The organism is Nostoc sp. NMS2 (assembly GCF_017115105.1).
Classification (GTDB): Bacteria; Cyanobacteriota; Cyanobacteriia; order Cyanobacteriales; family Nostocaceae; genus Nostoc.
Genome location: NZ_JABXKH010000031.1, coordinates 35,136 through 53,633 on the forward strand (window position 1 = coordinate 35,136; position 18,498 = coordinate 53,633).

At 41.2% G+C, this 18,498-nt stretch carries 17 protein-coding genes, 1 pseudogene and 2 riboswitches; of the genes and pseudogenes, 10 read left to right on the top strand and 8 right to left on the bottom strand.

Features of this window, described 5'->3' with window-relative positions:
• Nucleotides 1–129 precede the first annotated feature (129 nt).
• From ybeY to HWQ36_RS03095, 5 genes are all read right to left on the bottom strand, one after another.
• On the bottom strand, nt 130–657 hold the full coding sequence (gene ybeY / locus HWQ36_RS03075; protein WP_292698081.1) for an rRNA maturation RNase YbeY: 528 nt from the start codon (nt 655–657) through the stop codon (nt 130–132).
• A 222-nt stretch (nt 658–879) separates the two neighbouring features.
• Nucleotides 880–1,035, bottom strand: a complete 156-nt coding sequence (locus HWQ36_RS03080) for a DUF3285 domain-containing protein (RefSeq protein ID WP_012408076.1) — start codon at nt 1,033–1,035, stop codon at nt 880–882.
• A gap of 175 nt (nt 1,036–1,210) precedes the next feature.
• Nucleotides 1,211–2,333, bottom strand: a protein-coding gene (prfB, locus tag HWQ36_RS03085) for a peptide chain release factor 2 (RefSeq protein WP_292697973.1) whose coding sequence is annotated in 2 segments (ribosomal slippage) — nt 1,211–2,260 and nt 2,262–2,333 — 1,122 coding nt in all. Because the reading frame shifts where the segments join, the coding sequence is not laid out codon by codon here.
• Between the two features lie 116 nt (nt 2,334–2,449).
• A protein-coding gene (locus HWQ36_RS03090; protein ID WP_292697974.1) for a PCRF domain-containing protein occupies nt 2,450–3,620 on the bottom strand; the annotation gives its coding sequence in 2 pieces (ribosomal slippage) (nt 2,450–3,544 and nt 3,546–3,620; 1,170 coding nt in all).
• 241 nt (nt 3,621–3,861) lie between these two features.
• Entirely contained in the window at nt 3,862–4,590 is a 729-nt protein-coding gene (locus tag HWQ36_RS03095) for a Bax inhibitor-1 family protein (RefSeq protein WP_265272475.1), read from the bottom strand.
• Nucleotides 4,591–4,927: 337 nt separating this feature from the next.
• Here HWQ36_RS03095 and HWQ36_RS03100 point away from each other — a divergent pair, with 337 nt between their 5' ends.
• Entirely contained in the window at nt 4,928–5,713 is a 786-nt protein-coding gene (locus HWQ36_RS03100; protein WP_292698083.1) for an RNA polymerase sigma factor SigF, read from the top strand.
• 137 nt (nt 5,714–5,850) lie between these two features.
• Here the strand turns inward: HWQ36_RS03100 and HWQ36_RS03105 are convergent, their stop codons facing one another.
• Together HWQ36_RS03105 and bchD are read right to left on the bottom strand one after the other, a co-directional pair.
• On the bottom strand, nt 5,851–6,477 hold the full coding sequence (locus HWQ36_RS03105; RefSeq protein WP_292697975.1) for a Uma2 family endonuclease: 627 nt from the start codon (nt 6,475–6,477) through the stop codon (nt 5,851–5,853).
• A gap of 34 nt (nt 6,478–6,511) precedes the next feature.
• Nucleotides 6,512–8,545: a magnesium chelatase ATPase subunit D gene (gene bchD, locus HWQ36_RS03110; RefSeq protein ID WP_292697977.1), complete on the bottom strand. Its 2,034-nt coding sequence runs from the start codon at nt 8,543–8,545 to the stop codon at nt 6,512–6,514.
• 75 nt (nt 8,546–8,620) lie between these two features.
• Between bchD and HWQ36_RS03115 the strand changes: the two are divergent.
• The 5 genes and pseudogenes from HWQ36_RS03115 to HWQ36_RS03135 all read left to right on the top strand — a co-directional run.
• Nucleotides 8,621–9,037: pseudogene (locus HWQ36_RS03115) on the top strand (hypothetical protein); the annotation flags it as partial.
• 515 nt (nt 9,038–9,552) lie between these two features.
• Nucleotides 9,553–10,317, top strand: a complete 765-nt coding sequence (locus HWQ36_RS03120; protein WP_292697979.1) for an NYN domain-containing protein — start codon at nt 9,553–9,555, stop codon at nt 10,315–10,317.
• Between the two features lie 134 nt (nt 10,318–10,451).
• Entirely contained in the window at nt 10,452–11,138 is a 687-nt protein-coding gene (gene rnc / locus HWQ36_RS03125) for a ribonuclease III (RefSeq protein ID WP_292697981.1), read from the top strand.
• Nucleotides 11,139–11,220: 82 nt separating this feature from the next.
• Nucleotides 11,221–11,637 (top strand): XisH family protein, encoded by a 417-nt coding sequence (locus HWQ36_RS03130; protein ID WP_292697982.1) that lies wholly within the window; start codon nt 11,221–11,223, stop codon nt 11,635–11,637.
• Nucleotides 11,625–11,960: a XisI protein gene (locus HWQ36_RS03135; RefSeq protein WP_292697984.1), complete on the top strand. Its 336-nt coding sequence runs from the start codon at nt 11,625–11,627 to the stop codon at nt 11,958–11,960. The genes HWQ36_RS03130 and HWQ36_RS03135 overlap by 13 nt, the downstream gene beginning before the upstream one ends.
• A 25-nt stretch (nt 11,961–11,985) precedes the next feature.
• Here HWQ36_RS03135 and HWQ36_RS03140 read toward each other — a convergent pair whose 3' ends face one another.
• Complete coding sequence (locus HWQ36_RS03140) at nt 11,986–13,176, bottom strand: HAMP domain-containing sensor histidine kinase (RefSeq protein WP_292697987.1); 1,191 nt, start codon at nt 13,174–13,176, stop codon at nt 11,986–11,988.
• 416 nt (nt 13,177–13,592) lie between these two features.
• Nucleotides 13,593–13,804, top strand: a riboswitch (cyclic di-AMP (ydaO/yuaA leader).
• 97 nt (nt 13,805–13,901) lie between these two features.
• On the opposite strand from HWQ36_RS03140, the gene ntrB reads away from it, so the two are divergent.
• From ntrB to HWQ36_RS03160, 4 genes are all read left to right on the top strand, one after another.
• Nucleotides 13,902–14,753, top strand: coding sequence for a nitrate ABC transporter permease (gene ntrB, locus HWQ36_RS03145; RefSeq protein ID WP_292697989.1), 852 nt, complete (start codon nt 13,902–13,904; stop codon nt 14,751–14,753).
• A 303-nt stretch (nt 14,754–15,056) separates the two neighbouring features.
• Nucleotides 15,057–16,499 carry an ABC transporter substrate-binding protein gene (locus HWQ36_RS03150; protein WP_292697991.1) on the top strand — a complete coding sequence of 481 codons (1,443 nt, stop codon included), beginning with the start codon at nt 15,057–15,059 and terminating at the stop codon, nt 16,497–16,499.
• Nucleotides 16,500–16,606: 107 nt separating this feature from the next.
• Nucleotides 16,607–17,467: an ABC transporter ATP-binding protein gene (locus tag HWQ36_RS03155; protein WP_292698085.1), complete on the top strand. Its 861-nt coding sequence runs from the start codon at nt 16,607–16,609 to the stop codon at nt 17,465–17,467.
• Nucleotides 17,468–17,484: 17 nt separating this feature from the next.
• Nucleotides 17,485–17,617: riboswitch (cyclic di-AMP (ydaO/yuaA leader) on the top strand.
• Nucleotides 17,618–17,823: 206 nt separating this feature from the next.
• Nucleotides 17,824–18,441: a universal stress protein gene (locus HWQ36_RS03160; protein ID WP_292698087.1), complete on the top strand. Its 618-nt coding sequence runs from the start codon at nt 17,824–17,826 to the stop codon at nt 18,439–18,441.
• Nucleotides 18,442–18,498: the final 57 nt, after the last annotated feature.

Genomic DNA, 18,498 nt, shown 5'->3' on the forward strand with positions numbered 1-18,498 from the left:
AGTTGCTACAGTGGGAATATTCGCCGATCTTAATGGCAGAATTAACTTTGAGGCAATCTTTAAGCAATTTTCCACAGAAGTATTATAAAAGTATTACCCAAAATTAACATTAAGGACACATAACTACTGCTATTCCATGTCAATAGCAATACCTATTGCCTTCAGCAATCTTACTTGCTGTTTTAACATTCGCCCCAAACTTTCCTCATCAGGATGATCCCAGCCCAACAGGTGTAATAAACCGTGAGATGCTAACCAAGCTAGCTCAGTTGGTAAGCTATGTTCCTGCTGTTTAGCTTGACGCTGTGCTGTATCTACAGACACGATAATATCACCTAAGTATAATGGTACAGACGCAAGCATTTCTTTGCTTTGCGGAAAATCCACTTCTAAAGCAGCAAAAGCTAAAACGTCTGTGGGCTTATTTTGTTGACGATACTGAGCATTCAGTTCTTGAATTTGCGAGTCATCTGTCAAACGCAGCCCAATTTCATAACTTGGCGCTGGCGGAATTTGAGGGTGAAGTATTTCCAGCCAGCGATTAAACCAATTTTCCCAAGTTTCAGGAGGAATTCGAGTATCAGTGTCCGCAATTTTTACAGATGTTGTCGGGGACAAATCGTAAAAAGAATCTTCTACATATAGTTCAACGCTCAGGGGCACATAGTCTCCTTGTCTCCTTGTCTGAGGTTTACGGTTTGTCGTTAAGACTGTCCTTTGTCATTCGTCATCTGTCCTTTGAAATATAAATGACAAATACTTCGGCTTACCTCGGCACGAGTTGCTCAGTACAAATGACAAATGACTAATGACTAATGACTAATGACTAATGACTAATGACTAATGACTAATGACAACCCTCACCAGTTGCGTAATAGCTTAGTGAGTTAAGTAAGCAAGACCAACAAGGAGAGCTAAAAGCCCTACAGCAGTCAACGCAAAATGCTTCAGGGAAGTTGCACCTTTCCGCACCATGTTTCGCATGGCGAGTTTTACGTAGCTAGGTTGAGGTTCTGTTGAAGGAGAGTTGCTCATAGTTATTTGCCTACAGACTCTTTTATAACTGTAACAGTTGGTCTGGGACAGAATGGCGATCGCTTGCATATTACTCAGAAATTTCTCTGAAAACGCCCCAATCTGAAATCCTCAAAAATCAAAAGTGCTAAGTAATGTTAAAAATCATTACTTAGCACTTGTAAATAATCCCAAATTATGATTCAGGATTTTCTACTAATTTGTTTTCTTGTCGTAAATAAGCCTGGATGAATGTATCAAGTTCGCCATTCATTACATCGCCAATCCCCGTTGTTTCTGTATTTGTACGTAAATCTTTCACCATTTGATAAGGGTGAAATACATAGTTACGGATTTGGTTTCCCCACGAGGCCTCGACCATATCGCCACGAATTTCGGCAATTTCTTGGGCGCGTTGCTCTTTGGCGATAACCAAAAGCTTTGCTTTGAGGCGATTTAGGGCTTTCTCTTTATTTTGCAGCTGCGATCGCTCTTCTGTACAGCGCACGGCAAGACCCGTGGGAAGGTGAACAATCCGCACCGCAGTTTCTACTTTGTTGACATTCTGCCCACCTTTACCACCAGACCGGGTTGTGGTGATATCCAAATCTTTATCTGGAATATCCAATTGCACAGAGTTATCAATCTGTGGCATTACTTCCACCCCTGCAAAACTAGTTTGTCGTTTACCGTTGGCATTAAAAGGGGAAATCCGCACTAAGCGATGTGTACCCATTTCTGAACGCAAGTAACCATAAGCATAGCGACCAGTAATTTCTAGGGTTGCCGATTTAATTCCGGCTTCATCACCTTTCGACTCTTCAGCTAAAGTTACCTTATAGCCATGAGCTTCGCCCCAACGGATATACATCCGCATGAGCATAAATGCCCAGTCTTGGGAATCTGTGCCACCGGCACCAGCACTAATCGTCAGTACAGCACCTTCTGCATCATAAGGGCCAGAAAGTAACTGTTGTAACTCCCACTGATCCAGGTCACGATTCAGTTTAGTGATGGTAGATTCCGCTTCTTGGAGTAATGCCTCATCGGTTTCTAACTCCAACAACTCAACAACTGCCCTAGTATCTTCTAAATTAGCGTGCCAGCGATCGTATTGCTGGAGGTGGGCTTTTAGGTCGTTAAGTTCTTGTAGCGTTTGTTGGGCCTGGGTTTGGTCATCCCAAAATTCTGGCTGTGCTGATATTTTTTCGAGGTCTTGAATTTTGGCTGTCAGTGCAGGTACGTCAAAGATAGTCCTGGGTTTTACCCAGGCGGCTAGACAACGTTTCGATTTCGCGTTTTAGTTCTAGGACATCCATAATGCTTGCTGAATGATAAATAGAGCGCTTTGGATTAAAAAATTGCTCTTTATTCTACTTATGTTTCTTGATTTTAGCTGTAGTTGGACAAATTTTTTCTGCACTAGTTACAAAAGTTACTTGAAATTATCAAGTGCTTCTTTACCCACTGAAGTAGTGTGATTTAGCTGTTGCAGATAGGCTTTGATAAACAAATCAATTTTACCGTCTAATACCTCTGTCGCAGCAGGTGTTTCTACATTGGTACGTAAATCTTTCACCTTGGTGTAAGGATGCAAGATATATTCCCGGATGAGCTTGTTGGATAGAGATTGGATGAGCCGAGGTTGAATTGCTTCAACTTGCTGGACATTTTGGGCTAGTGCGTAGGCGTAGCCAGCCGTAGGCATCGCAAACAGTTTACTCTTGAGAATAGCTAAGGCTTTCTCTTTGTTTTGCATCTGACTGCGCTCGTTATTAGAAATCACAGAAATTCCGGTAGGAATATGAACTACCCGCATTCCTGTTTCGGTTTTGTTTGCGTTTTGACCACCACGGCCAGAATATTTTAATGAGGTAATTTCCAAATCCTTCTCTGGAATCTCAAAATCAATAGACTCATCTAAAATCGGGCTGACTTCTACACTGGCAAAGCACGTGTGCCGCTTGCTGTTGCTGCTAAAGGGAGAAATTCTTATTACGCGATGCGTTCCTTGTTCTGATTTAAGCAGACCATAGGCGTAGCGCCCTGTAATTTCTAGGGTTGCATATTTGAACCCTCCTAAATCACCTGCGGACTCTTCCACTATATCTAGATATACTTTCTGATTATGATTTACTGCCCAACGATGATATAGCTGCAATAACATCGCTGCCCAGTCTTGGGCATCTATACTTCCAACCTCTGCTGTAATTGTCAAGAATGCCCCCTTTTGGTCGCAGGGGTCAGACATTAATTGTTGTATTTCTACTGTTTCGAGTTCTTGCTGGAGTTGGGTAAGGTTGGTTTGCGCCTCTTGCAGCAATTCCTCATCAACAGATAATTCTAGTAGTTCTAGTGCAGCCTTGATATCTTCTAGAATAAAGTGCGATCGCTGATATTGTTTCTTTGTAGCGTTGAGGGATTCAATTTCTTGAAGTGTCTGATAGAAAGTGACATAATTATCCCCAAAAGTAGCTTGAGAAATTAATTGATTCAACTTTTCAATTCTTGAACACAGTTCTGGGAGGTCAAAGACAGCCTTCAGCCTTGGCCAAGATATTAGACAACCTTTCTACTTCGCGTTTGATATTTAAGAGTTCTAGCATGGTTTTGCTCACTTGAGGCTGAACTTATCTACATATTCTAATACGGTTCAGTTAAGGGTTACTGGCAACAATTTTGGGTTTTCAAGACGCGATAAATCGCCGTCTCTACAAGTGTTTTGGGCTTATCTGAACTGTATTGCTACATATTCTACTATTAAAACGATAAAAAACCGTGGTTGCTAAAAATTTAACCACGGTTTTTAATTTATAAAACTTTACTTTTGTGATTGCCTACAGACAATTAATCGCGGCCATTGATGGCAATTAGCAACCGCAAGATGAAGACGAACAAGTTGATGTAGGTGAGGTACATCGACAAAGCAGCAGGCAGATATTGGTCATCGCTGTAAGTGCGGGGCAAAATATAGAAATCGACAACAGAAACCCCAACAAACAGAAATACTCCTAAACCGGAGATGGCAATTTCTAACCAATTTGGCGTGTAAACACCAAACATAGCAAAGCCGAATTGCGCTAAACACACAACCACCAAGGCGATAACACCAAGATTGATGGTTTTCGTCAAAGCCATCCCATCTTGTTCAGAGAGATTTGAACCTATTTGACGGGCGAAAATAAAAGTAACGCCACAACCAAGGGCTGCTAAACCAATGCCTTGAATGCCAACACCCTGGGATCTCAAAGCGACAAATACCAAGCCACTGAGAGTATATCCAGACAACAAGCTGTAGGTTGCCAACAGGGGTAGCGCAAGACCCTTGTTACCTTTTTGAGCAACATTTTGGGCAACAAAAAACAAAATTAACTCTAAAATCACCGCACCAATGAAGGTGGGAAAGAATATTCCGGGGTTAGTACGGATAACTCCCAAACCACCGTAGGTTCCTAATGCCGTTAGCACCAATCCACCACCGACGTAGGGGAGGGCGTTGGCAATCACGTTTGGGCCAACGAGGGCGTGAGATTTAGCCTCACGGATAGCTTCACGAAAATTACTGGTATTGCTCATATTGAAAAACTGTTTTTTAGGAAAACGTTCTGCCTATTCCTATTCTTACCAAGATTTTGGGCGATAAACCAACAAGGGGTTACGCAAGTTGGGAGACAACTAAACAAAAAAGATTATGCAAAGTTGAAATTTTATCTATAAAACAAACATAAACTGCAACAGTTATGGAAATAAAATCATGCGTACAAATACTGAATTGTGGAGTGCGACCCCTCACAAGTTCAGTGAAACGACGATGGCTTATTCAGCCCTAACTAAGGAAAATAATGACAGCTTAGAAGAAAATATACGCAACTCTATTTTCTCAGAAATTAGGAGTTACAACAAAGGAATGTATATGGCAACAAGTGAGTCCTCTTTACGAACTGATGGTATAGAATTATTACACTTGTACCACCAGAATCCTTCTATTAAACTTCGTAATAAACTTGTACAATTACATACTGGCTTAGTACGGAAGATGGCTCATAAATTCAGCCATCAATGTAATGAACCTTATGAAGATTTAGAACAAATTGGTTATTTTGGTTTGATTAGAGCTATTGAGCGTTTTGATCCTAGCCAAGGATATGCTTTTAGTTCTTTTGCAGTGCCATATATTCGCGGTGAGATGCTGCACTTTTTGCGCGATCGCAGTACTTTATTAAAAATCCCCCGTCGTTGGCAAGAATTATATAATGAAGGGCAAAAAATTCGCAAGGACTTAGCAATGTCTTTAGGTCGCCAGCCCAAGGATGCTGAAATTGCCAGCCAACTCCGAGTATCTGTGCAAGAATGGCAAGAAACAAAGTTAGCTGCTCAAAATCGGATGCCTTTGAGTTTAGATGCAACCGCAGTGAACTATATTGATTGCCAAATAACCTTAGGTGAAGCACTTCCTTGTCCTCGTTCTCATGTTCTTTTACAACAAGAAGAAGAACGCCAACAACTGCAAGGTGCAATCAATATGTTGGAAGAAAAGCCCCGCATGGCAGTTGAAATGGTATTTTTAAAGGAACTTTCTCGCAAGGATGCTGCTAAAAATATCGGCACTAGTCCGATGACAGTAACGCGGTATCTGCAAAAAGGAATTCAAGATTTGATTTGTTATTTGCAACCACAGGTAATGCCCACAGGTTCGTAGTAATTTCAGGGAGATGAGAAAGTAGGGGGAGATGAGGGAGAAGAGTACAATAGTTATTAAAGATCACAAGGATTTAGAAGTTTATAAAATGGCTTTTGATTCAGCCACGATCATTTTTAAACTATCAAAAATTGCAACTATCCGGTATATCCACCTGCTTGAAAAATCTGTTCGGCGGTTAAATTTAACTCTGGGAAAGCAGATGAGATGATGCAATCACTGCCTCGAAACTGCTTGATTTGGTATTCTCCTTCAACTAACGAGTAAACCCAGATAGTTGGTTGTTTGGGATTGCCTATAAACCGCTTACCACCTAAAGCTGCATAATCTACAATCCAGTATTCGGAAATGCCTACTGCCTCATAGTCAGCTACTTTTTTTAAATAATCATCTCTCCAGTTAGTACTTACCACTTCAATTACTAAGGGAATTGATGCTGCTTGGCTTACAGTCGATTCTTTTTTCCACAGAGGTTCATTTACTAAATTAGTCCGATTTAATATCAGCACGTCTGGAGAATAAGCTGATTGACCTGACAATGGTTTAATGAACGCCGTTTTGGGAAGGAGATAGGGAAGTTTTAGCCTCTTAATTTCGGCAGATATTTCTAGTGCCAAAAATCCAACGACCTCTTCATGGTCGCCTGTTGGTGGTGCCATCTCAACAATTACTCCATCATGCAGTTCATAGCGTTGTTGTGGGTTTTCTGGATACCAAGCGATAAATTCATCGAATGTTACTAGTTTACGTAAGGCTTGAATCATAATTTATTCTCCCCCTGATACTGAATTATATCGGCTAACGAGATTTTAAATCAGCGATCGCACCTTTAGTCATAGCAGCAATAGCTTGGTCTGTCGCTTTTGGCAAATGATAATATTTACCGCCTGCTGTTTGCGATAATTCTTTAGCAAAGCCAGTAGACACAAATTTACTTTCCGTATCAATTACTAATAGTTGCATCCCCAAAGCCCGGATTCTGGCAGCAATTTCTAATAATTCTCCTTTGATATCTGGCTTTTCTCCTGGTTCTAGCTGTTCACCCAAAGAACGCGCTAAGGGAATATTACCCCGCCCATCGGTGATTGCTACAAGGACAACTTGCCCTATATCTCCACTCATCTGGGCATTTAAGCCAACGCGCACAGCTTGAGTTAAACCATGTGCCAAGGGCGAACCCCCACCACAGGGCAACCTTTCCAAGCGGTTACGCGCTAAGGCAATAGAACGTGTTGGAGGTAATAATACCTCTGCCTGTTCTCCCCGAAAGGGAATTAATGCTATTTGATCGCGGTTTTGATAAGCTTCTGTTAACAGTTGCATCACTGCACCTTTAGCCGATTGCATTCGATTCAGGGCCATTGAGCCAGAAGCATCTACCACAAATACTACCAACGCCCCGGCTTTGCGTACCAGGCGTTTCGAGCGAATATCAGCTTGTTCGACAATAACTTTTCTATCTGGTTGTCTTTCTCTGCGTGCTTTTTGATAAGGAGCAGCTGCTCTGAGGGTAGCATCTACTGCAATGCGTCGTGCTTTCCCTTTGGGCAACATCGGCTTAATGTAGCGTCCCCTGTCATCGGAAAATATGACGCTGCGACTACCAGATTTACCTTGCCGCTTCGCCATTTGAGTAAAGTACAGCACGTTGTCATCCAGGATTACCCCTTCTGGATCAAAGATAAACTCTTCCGGGATGCTGGGGGGTTCTTGCTCTTGATTTTCTTCCTGTTCCTGTTCGTCTTGTTCTTCGTCTTCAGATTCGTCCTGGGGTTCTTCTTGATTCTGTTGTGGCGGTGGTGGTGGCGGTGGTGGTGCTTGGTCGGGTGGCGGTGTCTGCACAACTGTGGCGCGTGGTACAATTACCAGTTCTACAGCACGACGCAAATCTTCGGCATTGACTGTTGTCCGTCCCTCCAAAGCCGCAGCAGCTTTGGCAACCCGCGTGGCGAATAACTCGGCGCGATGTCCCTGAACTCCTCCACGAATGGATTCATCCACTAAATAGGCAATTTGTTCATGGGTGATGATGACTTCTTTCAACCATTCCCGTGCCAAGATGATTTGGGTTTTGAGGGAATCTAAATCTTCGTTGTATTGCTTGAGGAAATCTTGAGGAGATTTAGAATAAGCGATCGCAACTTCAACTGCTGCTACTCTTTGATCTAAGCCGAGTACACCGTCAGCAGAGAGGGCGATCGCAATTCTATCTAACAAATGCTCCCGTAATCCGCCTTCTTCTGGATTGTATGTGGCAATAAATAAGGATTTGCACGGATGCTGAAAACTAATCCCTTCCCGTTCAATCTGGTTGCGTCCCTCAGATAATACTGTTAAAAGCTGATTTGATATTTGGTCATCTAATAAATTAATTTCATCTACGTACAGTACACCCCGGTTTGCTGTAGCGAGTAATCCAGGCTGAAAAATGGTATCACCTTGTTTTACAGACTTTTCAACATCTACTGAACCTAATAGTCGGTCTTCTGTAATACCTAGAGGGATTTGTAAAAAAGGCGCGGGAATGATTTCGACGGGTACATCTTGAATATCTTTGTCTGCGTACTCCGCCAAAAGTTGATCGTCCCATTCTTCTGGGTGATTGGGGTCACAATTACTGATTGAGCCTTTGACAACTTCAATCGGCGGTAGTAGAGCGTGGATAGCACGAGCCATTACAGATTTTGCCGTACCGCGACGACCTGCGATCGCTACTCCTCCCAAACCAGGATCAACTGCGGCTAACAGCAAGGCTAATTTAATTGCTTCTTGACCGACTACGGCACTCAAGGGAAAGGCAGTGATGGTGGGGTTGATAGTAGGCGCAGGCATTGTTTGCTTTTATAGCGAGTCTCGGCCTTTAGCATACCAATTTCTGGCACATTTAGAATATAAGTGCGATCGCCTCCAATTTTATTAGAAATTAGACGCAAATTTAATTATGAGATAAGTTTGTTTTCTGGAGTTGATTTCACTGTCGATATTCAACGAGGATTAAACGGATTTTGTGATTTTATTTTGAGTCTTTCTTCGGAGCAGTTACTTATACGCAGTCCGGTGATTGTCTTAGTAGAAAGTAAAAATGAGAATTTGAGGTCTGGTTTGGCGCAATGTATCGCTGAAATGGTAGCTGCTCAGTTATTTAACGAGAGAGGCGGAAATCAAATCAAAGCTATATATGGTGCTGTTACTATCGGTACGCTTTGGCAATTTCTCAAGCTTGAAGGTAATATAGTTTCGATTGATTTGAGTGAATATTATATTAAGGATATTAAGAAAATTTTGGGCATTTTGTATGGTGCGATCGCTCAAAGCAAACCGTAAATTATTTATTAGGTAAAATATTATTTAAATAATACTATAGAGCATTTTTAAAGTTTATGGATATGGGTGAGCGCTTTTACGAAATCTTCATAAATAATTATATTGACATCCAGGAGCCGCTATGCAATTCTTTATTTAAGACAGCAAAGTAACCGCACTCTAAAGCGCAGGTTTTTGGTGGTTGTCTCAGCAGCAGAATTCCTAGTTTCCTGCCGAGCTTCGTGTCATCCCTTCGGCTGAGTATTCAGTCCAATGTAAGGTCACACTGATTGACTAGACTTTCAATGGGAAGACGAGATGTTTGGATAAATATTCAGGGGAGGGGATGACGCGAAACTTGCTAGGAAACTGGGAGTTCTACTGCTGAGACTTAAACCAAACGAAAGCGACGGTAGATATTTTTATTGCAGGGTAGTACTTTTTGAGTACACATTCCTTGTATAAAGCCCTGCTACTGCTAGATGTGTAATTTGTTGAAGCTGTCCGGTTTACAAACGAATTCTGGATATATTACAATGCCACACGCTAATCAATTTTCCAATAGACAAACAAGCCAGCAGCAACTAAAGGTTGGCATCTATTGCGATTTTCAAAATGTTTATTTAAGCGAAGAACAAGCAAGTTTATTGTTTGCTTTTGCCATCACAAAAGGAAGTTTGATTAGTAGAAAAGTATACTATAATTCACTATTTGAAAACCAGGCTTCTGCAAAAACTAATCTCCAACGCATTGGTTTTAAATGTGAAGATGTTACTTGCTCTTTAAAGAACAGTGCAGATAATCAACTTAAATCTGATTTAATTGACGATGTGTATAACAATCAGTCCCCAGATATAGTTATCCTTGCGTCAGGAGATGGCGACTTTGTAAACGCAGTTCAATTTCTGCAAGAAAAGGGTGTAAATGTCATAATTTTTGCACAAAGAGGTAATGTAAAACAAAAGCTGAAAGAGCGTGCTGATGAATTTCACTTTGTAGATGAATTGTCTCAATTAGTTAGCTACAAGACTCAGCCTCTTAATTACAATGAGGCTGTAGAGTGCCTAATTGAATGTACTAAAACTTCCTTAAGCCAAGGCAAGCCTACCGGATTTGGATACATTGATAAATTGATGCGTCAGCGTTGCCATAGATATCAGGGTTTTTCCTCTATCTCTATGTTTGACGGCAAGAAGTTTAAAAACTTTAGTCAGTTTATTGCTGCTGCCGTAAGGGATGGTAAAGTTCAAAAGCAAAGTCAGGAATTGTTTTTAATCGAGTTAGACAAACTGGCTGCTTAAAATAGCTTTTAAAAACCCAGTTTTTCTAAACTGGGTTTTACCAAAACCGCGATTTGCGGTTTTTTCATGTCTAAACAAAAGAACACTTGTCAAGTTTCCCAACAGTCAATTTCTGCAACAAGACACGAGATAAAATGCACAAAATTCTGATATTCCATGATGAAAAACTTCTACGCCGTGCGCTTACCCACCGTTCTTATGTCCATGAAAACCCCACAGAAGGCGAACATAATGAACGCCTAGAATTCCTCGGTGATGCTTTGCTGAATTTCTTAAGTGGTGAGTATCTATATAGTTGTCACCCAGAAATGGGAGAAGATGAATTAACCCGGCGACGTTCGGCGCTGGTAGATGAGAAACAATTAGCAAAGTTCGCCGAGGAGGTAGGTTTAGACTTTAGAATGCGGTTAGGAAAAGGCGCAATTCGAGATGGAGGCTACCAAAATCCTAATTTGCTCAGTAGCACCTTTGAAGCAGTCCTTGGTGCTTACTATTTGGATAATGATTCTAATATTGAAGCAGTTCGCGCAATTATAGAACCACTATTTGATTCTGTAGATCCTAAACATATAATTGTGTCTCGTTCTAATGTAGACTCAAAAAATCGCTTTCAAGAATGGGTGCAACGCAACGTTACCCCCACTCCTCCTAAATATTTCACAGAACAAATAGGAGGCCCTTCTCACGCGCCAGAATTCATCGCCAAAGTATTGGTAGATGCAAAAATTTACGGTGAAGGTAAGGGACGCAATAAGAAAGATGCAGAGAAAGCTGCTGCTGAAGATGCACTAGCTAAGTTAAAAAAACAAGGGTTGTTGTAAAAATATTTTTCTCTCACGTAGAGGCGCATAAATCAAATCAGAACCAGTCGAAGAATAGTTGTTTAAATTAATATACTTTGATATGCCTGCAAGAGATATTTATCATGATGCTGTTAAGAATGCCTTAATTCAAGAAGGCTGGATAATTACAGATGACCCTCTACATTTAAAGTGGGGTCAAAAAGATATGTATGTAGATTTAGGAGCTAAACAACTTTTAGCCGCAGAACAAGGAACTAAAAAAATAGCCGTAGAAATTAAAAGTTTTGTGAGTCCTTCAGAAATGGCAGACCTCAAAGATGCCATTGGGGGATTTATCATGTATCGTGCTGTTATCCATCGCTTGGAACCAAACAGAACATTGTATTTGGCGGTGCGCGACAGCGTATTTACAGCTTTGTTTGAGGAACCAATTGGTACACTTTTAATAGAGACCGAGAATCTAAAGTTAGTCGTTTTTAATCCAGAAACTGAGAGGATTATCCAATGGATACCTTAGATAATTATCGACGCATCATCAAACAAGTATTAGTACCCTACACACAAATTCCTTATTCCCACGCAGCTATTGAATGTAAAGCAGTCTTTGATAGCGAAAATGACAGCTATTTACTGATAACTCTAGGATGGGATGGTATAAAGCGAATTCATGGCTGCTTAGTTGATATTGACATTATTGATGGCAAAATCTGGATACAACGAGATGACACAGAAGATGGCGTAACCTACGAATTAGTAGCAGCAGGAATTCCTAAAGATAAAATTGTCTTAGGATTTCACCCGCAAAATGTCAGGCAACATACAGGATATGGTATTTTATAAGTTTAAAAATATACTTTAAACTTTCTCACATCTTCACTTCTAAAGGCAAAATTACACTGAAGGTAGAACCAACTCCTACCTCGGATGCTAGGTTAATTGTACCTTGGAGTAGTTTTACTAACCGCGAAACGATCGCTAACCCCAATCCTGTACTATCAGGGAGATAGGGACGATCGCTAAAACTCACCCGAAAGTAGGGTTCAAATATCTGGGTTTGGTTTTCTGGTGCAATGCCAATTCCAGTGTCAGAAACTGCGATCGCACATCTCTGGTTCTCCAACACCTGACACATTATAATAATAGTCCCCGACTCTGTATAGCGAATTGCATTACTAATAAGATTTGTCACAATTTGTTGGCATTGAAAAGGATCTGTGATTAATTCATTAGGAGCGCGATCGCAATCCACCACCACTTTTAAATTTTTCTCAGCAGCTAAAGGTTCCAACATTTCACAGACATTATCAATTAATTCACGCACATCTGTGGGTGCTAGTTGGAGTTTTATCTGTCCTGCTTCATAGCGCGAAAGTTCTAATACATCGTTAATCAGGTGGAGTAATTGTCTACCGTTACGCAGTACCCGCTCAATATGTTCTAAATTAGCTGAGGTGTCTTTTAGCTGTGTCTTGCGTCGTTGTTGGCGTAAAAACAGATCAGAGTAACCAATAATGGAAGTTAGAGGATGTTTCAATTCGTGGGCTAGTTGCGAAAGATACTCTTGATTGGCGCTCATTAAGCGCGTAAGTTCTTCATTATGGAGCGTTAGTGATAATTGCAACTGCTGTAATTCTCGCAAACGTTCGTCAACATAACTCTTAAAACATCGAGCGATCGCTTCGTCTATGATAGCGTCAATCAGACGCATAGAACGAATTATATCTCCAGGTGTTCCCCCCAATAAATCTGCTTGTAGAGCATCAAATATTACTGTTCGCAGCAGATGATATTCTCTGGCAATTTCTGCTGGGTCAAAACCTTGTTCTGCTCGAATAGCTCCATGCTGAAAACTAGCAGTAACTATCGACTGAATATCATTATCCTGAGATTTTGAAAGCACTGTTACCATTGCTTGTAAAACATCAGGGATATGATCTTTTACTGCTGTATAAGATAGGTCATCAGCACTTTCAATCCGTCTATCCTTGCGAACTGCTGTAATCCATTTATCGAGAATGGTATCCGTTTTTTCAGCCAGTATTTGACTAAAATCCATTATGTTAAATTCAGCTAGGAGATAGATGAGCAAACTGCCATATCCAATTAGTTTAACGATTGCGGTGGCTTTTTACCAAATTTGGGAATTTTATTCACCTACCAAAAGAAATAGATTCTACATATTCATTTTTTTGCTGATTAACTCTCCGTGTCTAAAATTCTTCCAGTATAATCTATATTCTCTTAAGAAATATTAAACAAGCAGATAACAATATTGATGCTTGACTAAGCTATATTGTTTAGTTTTCTGTGCAAGAAGTTGACTCACAACACCATTAAAAGTATAAATTGTACTTATTACCCAGAAGCAAGTAGAGCCGCTGAATTCTGGTATTTAAATAAACAACATTTCTTCTCAGATAGATGGCTTTTACTGAGCATCAATGTTATATTGTCCATAATTTAGTATCCATTAGAGTAAGTCAGCCTAATTCAGCGTGTCACAGTGCATAACGCTGGAGCGGAGGAACCAAATTGTGGGGCGTATCTCATAGAAAGTGAGGAGTTAAAGTGAGAAGTGAAGAGTTAACTCAGCACTCAGCACTAGGTACTCAGCACTCTAAAAAGAAGGGCATCTCTCAGCCCTAGCCCGTCAGCTAACTTCGTAGGCATTGGGAGGAGACTGAAGAGACGGCATTTTTATAATGTTCCGATCTCATCGGTGTCCAAGGCTGGTACTGCTCGAATTTTTTGTACCTGCACTTAAATCTTTTGAGGTCGTAAATGATATTTCAACTAAATTTGGCTGCGATCGCAGCGATCGCAACACAAGCTGCGTGGAAAAAGACAAAACCTGTCATCCTCAGAGATGTATTCATTTTACCAGTATTGGGCTTCTTGGGAATAATTGTGCTGTGGTGGATTATTGCACTTGCCAACCATGAATTAATGCCCACCCCACCAGAAGCCCTCATCGCTAATCTAGACTATATCTTAAATCCCTTCTACCAAAGAGGCCCAGGTAACTTGGGAATTGGTTGGTTATTGATCGCAAGTCTGCGCCGGGTATTACTGGGTTTTTTGTTAGGTGCGGTAGTAGCGATTCCTGTGGGGTTTTTAATTGGCATGTCCAGACCGGCAATGCTAGCTCTCAATCCTATCATTCAAATTTTTAAACCCGTATCGCCCTTAGCTTGGCTGCCCATCGCCTTAGCAATTTTCAATTTAGCAGATCCTTCCGCCATTTTTGTAATTTTTATTACCTCCTTATGGCCGACAATTATTAATACCGCATTAGGAGTTTCTAGCGTTCCCAAAGATTATTTAGATGTGGCACAAGTGCTAGAAATGCCCCGTTGGAGGCGGATTACCAAAATAATTTGGCCTGCAAGTTTACCGTATATTTTTACAGGTTTACGAATTAGTTTAGGCATAGCTTGGCTAGTAATCGTCGCCGTGGAAATGCTTACAGGTGGTATTGGTATCGGCTTTTTTGTCTGGGATGAATGGAGTCGTTTAAACCTGAGTTCAGTCTTTTTAGCTGTGTTCATAATTGGCTTAACTGGGTTAATTTTGGATTACGCCGTGGGCAAAATCGAAGAATTAGTCACCCATCGCCCGAAAGCTTCCAACTAACAAAATTCGACTGCTATCAAAACAGCAAGATGTAACCAGACTCTGCGCTTGGAGCGTGAGCAATTCATCATCGAATTTTAGATTTTAAATTTTGGATTTTGGAATTGAATCAAAATCCAAAATATAAAAAGGTCTGAGAGCAAGCGAATTTAAACGCGAGAATACATCTAAAATCCAAAATCGTTCGACTGAGCGTAGGTAGTCGAAGTCTAAAATTAATTGACAAGCTCCTAACTTGATTGCTGGGGTCAATCTAAAATCCAAAATCCAAAATCCAAAATTGTGTGACATGGAGCTACAAAAATGGGTGATATAAACTGGACTCGACGAGATTTTATTAAGGGAATAGGAGCAACCACAACTGGAATAGCGCTGTCCTCCTGTGGAATTTCAGGAGATAGATCCGCCAAAGGGCTAACAGAAGAAGCTTTAGCTGTACAACCATTAATTAGATCCCAAGACCTAGAAAAATCCGATCTGACAATTGGTTACGTTCCCGTTAATGATTGTGCGCCATTTGCGATCGCCTGGAAAAAAGGCTTCTTCCGCAAATATGGTTTGAACGTTACACTTAACCGCGAGGCCAGTTGGGCCACCTCCCGCGACGGTTTAATATTTGGTCGCCTAGATGCTTCACCCGTAGTATCTGGTGCCGTTACCAACGCCAGAATTGGTGCTGAAGGCGCACGCCACGCCCCCTTGTGTGCAGCCATGACCATCCACCGCCACGGTAACGGCATGACCATGAACAAAGCCATGTGGGATTTTGGGCTGCGTCCGTGGTATGAATATCAAGAAAAATATGGCGATGGTGCTTTAGAAGCCTTTGGGCGTGATTTCCGAGGCTACTTTGACAAGCAACCGCCAGAAAACAGAGTTTGGGCGGTAGTATTAAGTTCCGCCATTTACGAATACTTTGTCCGCTACATATCCGCCGCCGCAGGAGTTGATCCGCTTAAAGAGTTTCGCGTCATCATCGTTCCGCCTCCCCAAATGGTGACAAACGTGCGGATTGGTGCAATGCAAGCTTACATGGTTGCAGAACCCTGGAATACAAGGGCAATAACAGGTAACGAAAACATCGGCTTTACCTTTGCACAAGGTAAAGAAGTCTGGTTAGGACACCCAGATCGACTTTTGGGAGTGATGGAACCTTTCATCGACAAATATCCCAAAACTTATCGTTCCTTAGTCAAGGCAATGATTGAAGCTTGCCAGTATTGCAGCAAAGTAGAAAACCACCAAGAAGTAGCCGAACTGCTTACAGAGCGCTCTTTTACAGGTGCAAAACCAAAAAACAAAAATGCTCCAATTACGAAATTTACTGGTCCGGGAATTCTCGGCAACTATAACTATGGCGGCTTTGATGGCAAAGACCGCATCATCAAAGCTGCTGACACCACAATTTTCTTCGATATTCCTGACAACCTTCCCAAACAGCCAGGAGAACACTCAACATTCTTATGGAGATCGAGAAGTCTCTGGTTAATGACACAAGCAGCGCGGTGGGGACAAATTAAGAAATTCCCCAAAAATGCTGAGAAACTAGCCGGACAAGGCTGGAGAACAGATTTATATCGCGAGATAGCATCTGAAATGGGCATCAAATGTCCAAAGGATGATTACAAGGTCGAACCACCAGAAGTATTTATAGATAAGAAAGGCTTCGACCCCAGCGATCCTGTAGGTTATCTAAATAGTTTTGCTATCAGGGCTAACGCTCCCACTAACTTTTTCATGTCTTAAATTCCAAAATTAAATATTGACCCTGGCAATTTGAGATTTTAGATTTTCGGTACAAGTCGCGGTTAATCCAAAATTGATTGACTAAATTATTTCGGGAGCCTTTGATGATGGAATATACCTCATTACCTATTAATACCCAGACCGGAGTTCTTCCCCGCCCTGGATTTTTAGAAATTGAAAATTTAGTCAAGTCTTATCCGACACCTGATAAAGATAACTTTGTCGTTTTAGATGGAGTTAATCTAACGATTGGTGAAGATGAATATATTTCTGTAATTGGTCACTCTGGTTGTGGAAAATCAACCCTATTAAAGATAGTAGCTGGTTTAGAAAAAGCCACTTCCGGCTCAGTCCGGCTCGATGGAAAAGAAATCTGTCAGCCAGGAGCCGAAAGGATGATGGTATTTCAGAACTATTCGCTGTTACCTTGGTTAACAGTCCGAGAAAATATCCGTTTAGCTGTGGATGAAGTGCTAAAAAATGCTAATCGGGCTGAAAAAATTAGCATTGTAAATGAACACTTGGCAATGGTAAACTTGACGGCGGCAGCTGACAAATATCCTGATGAAATCTCTGGAGGGATGAAACAACGAGTAGGCATTGCCAGAGCCTTAGCAATTCGTCCTAAAATGTTGCTGATGGATGAACCTTTTGGGGCACTAGATGCGCTAACTCGTGGCAAATTGCAACGGCAGGTATTGGATATTTGGGAAAACCATCGGCAAGCAGTGATGATGATTACACACGATGTAGACGAAGCAATTTATATGTCCGATCGCATCGTCTTGATGACTAATGGCCCATCTGCTACTATAGGGGAGATTTTAGAAGTTCCTTTTGAGCGTCCACGCGTTAGCGAAGCTCCTCTGAAAGAGGCTCGCGCCGCCATGCGAAACTCAAAAGAATATTTTGAACTCCGCAACCACGCCTTAAATTTCCTCGATCGATATTTTACCCAAGACGAGTAAATTAGATTATCATTTTTTTTAGTGGGTAGCCTAATTCAAATTCATGAAAGCTGGATTTGGAACGGAGGAACCAATGTTTGGGGCTAATCTTACGAGAGACACCTTCCAGTCTTAGCCCGTCAGCTAACTCCGTAGGCAATGGAAGGAACCCCCAAGATTTTGGCTGTAATCCAGTTATTATTGGGGTTTCCTTGACTGATTTCAGATTTTAAATTTTGGTTATCGTTACTCAATCTAAAATCCAAAATTGTTCGACTGAGCGTAGCCGAAGTCCAAAATCCAAAATTTGTCCCCCTGCTTCTTTCTCATTACTAATTCATTTCATTGGGAGAAGTAAAGCTGTGCAAATCAAGCCAATGTTAGCACGTCTGCAAAGTGCCACAGGTAGAGATGACTTAATTGACCAAATGGTACTAGTGCCAGAACCAAAAAAACCTTTTTCTAAAGAACCTCAAAAAGCAAAAGCAGTTAATTTAATTGTTGCTTATGACGCATCTCCTAACAGTCATACGGCGCTAGATATTGCTTTCTGGATTGCACATCAAACTCGTTTAGCTACTAATGCACAAGTTACAGTCCAAGCCGTTTATGTGGTAGAAGACAATCAAAGCAGTCAATATCCAAATATATTGAATTTTCCACAACAGCCTTCATTTGAATGTCAAGTTAGTGAAGTATCAAAGTCTGTCACACAGGTATTAACTCAACCCAAATTGCAGACAGTTGTAACTCCCCTGCAACAAGCAGATATAATTCTCTGGCAAGCCCGAAGTTTAGCTGAAGAATGGCAAGGTTCCTTCAAATCTCATTTGCGGTTTGGTAGCATTTCTATAGAACTTCACAAAGTTGTTGAATCAGAAGCTGCCGATATTCTATTTCTCGGTTGCCAATCTGTTAATCATCCGATGATTGAGGCATTAGGTTATAATTTTCCCTGCGCGGTTTTGGGTATTCCCAGTTGTATTGATCAATAATCGCTGTTTAAAATTACGGTAATTTTAATCCAATTGTAATCATACATAAGTCACCTA

What these genes read in the sequence shown, in the direction of transcription:
- HWQ36_RS03135 (WP_292697984.1), top strand. Translation starts at nt 11,625, where the DNA reads ATGGATACCTTAGATAATTATCGACGCATCATCAAACAAGTATTAGTA.
- bchD (WP_292697977.1), bottom strand. Translation starts at nt 8,545, where the DNA reads ATGCCTGCGCCTACTATCAACCCCACCATCACTGCCTTTCCCTTGAGT.
- HWQ36_RS03095 (WP_265272475.1), bottom strand. Translation starts at nt 4,590, where the DNA reads ATGAGCAATACCAGTAATTTTCGTGAAGCTATCCGTGAGGCTAAATCT.
- HWQ36_RS03130 (WP_292697982.1), top strand. Translation starts at nt 11,221, where the DNA reads ATGCCTGCAAGAGATATTTATCATGATGCTGTTAAGAATGCCTTAATT.
- HWQ36_RS03120 (WP_292697979.1), top strand. Translation starts at nt 9,553, where the DNA reads ATGCCACACGCTAATCAATTTTCCAATAGACAAACAAGCCAGCAGCAA.
- ntrB (WP_292697989.1), top strand. Translation starts at nt 13,902, where the DNA reads ATGATATTTCAACTAAATTTGGCTGCGATCGCAGCGATCGCAACACAA.
- HWQ36_RS03100 (WP_292698083.1), top strand. Translation starts at nt 4,928, where the DNA reads ATGGCAACAAGTGAGTCCTCTTTACGAACTGATGGTATAGAATTATTA.
- HWQ36_RS03080 (WP_012408076.1), bottom strand. Translation starts at nt 1,035, where the DNA reads ATGAGCAACTCTCCTTCAACAGAACCTCAACCTAGCTACGTAAAACTC.
- rnc (WP_292697981.1), top strand. Translation starts at nt 10,452, where the DNA reads ATGCACAAAATTCTGATATTCCATGATGAAAAACTTCTACGCCGTGCG.
- HWQ36_RS03105 (WP_292697975.1), bottom strand. Translation starts at nt 6,477, where the DNA reads ATGATTCAAGCCTTACGTAAACTAGTAACATTCGATGAATTTATCGCT.
- HWQ36_RS03155 (WP_292698085.1), top strand. Translation starts at nt 16,607, where the DNA reads ATGGAATATACCTCATTACCTATTAATACCCAGACCGGAGTTCTTCCC.
- HWQ36_RS03150 (WP_292697991.1), top strand. Translation starts at nt 15,057, where the DNA reads ATGGGTGATATAAACTGGACTCGACGAGATTTTATTAAGGGAATAGGA.
- HWQ36_RS03140 (WP_292697987.1), bottom strand. Translation starts at nt 13,176, where the DNA reads ATGGATTTTAGTCAAATACTGGCTGAAAAAACGGATACCATTCTCGAT.
- HWQ36_RS03160 (WP_292698087.1), top strand. Translation starts at nt 17,824, where the DNA reads ATGTTAGCACGTCTGCAAAGTGCCACAGGTAGAGATGACTTAATTGAC.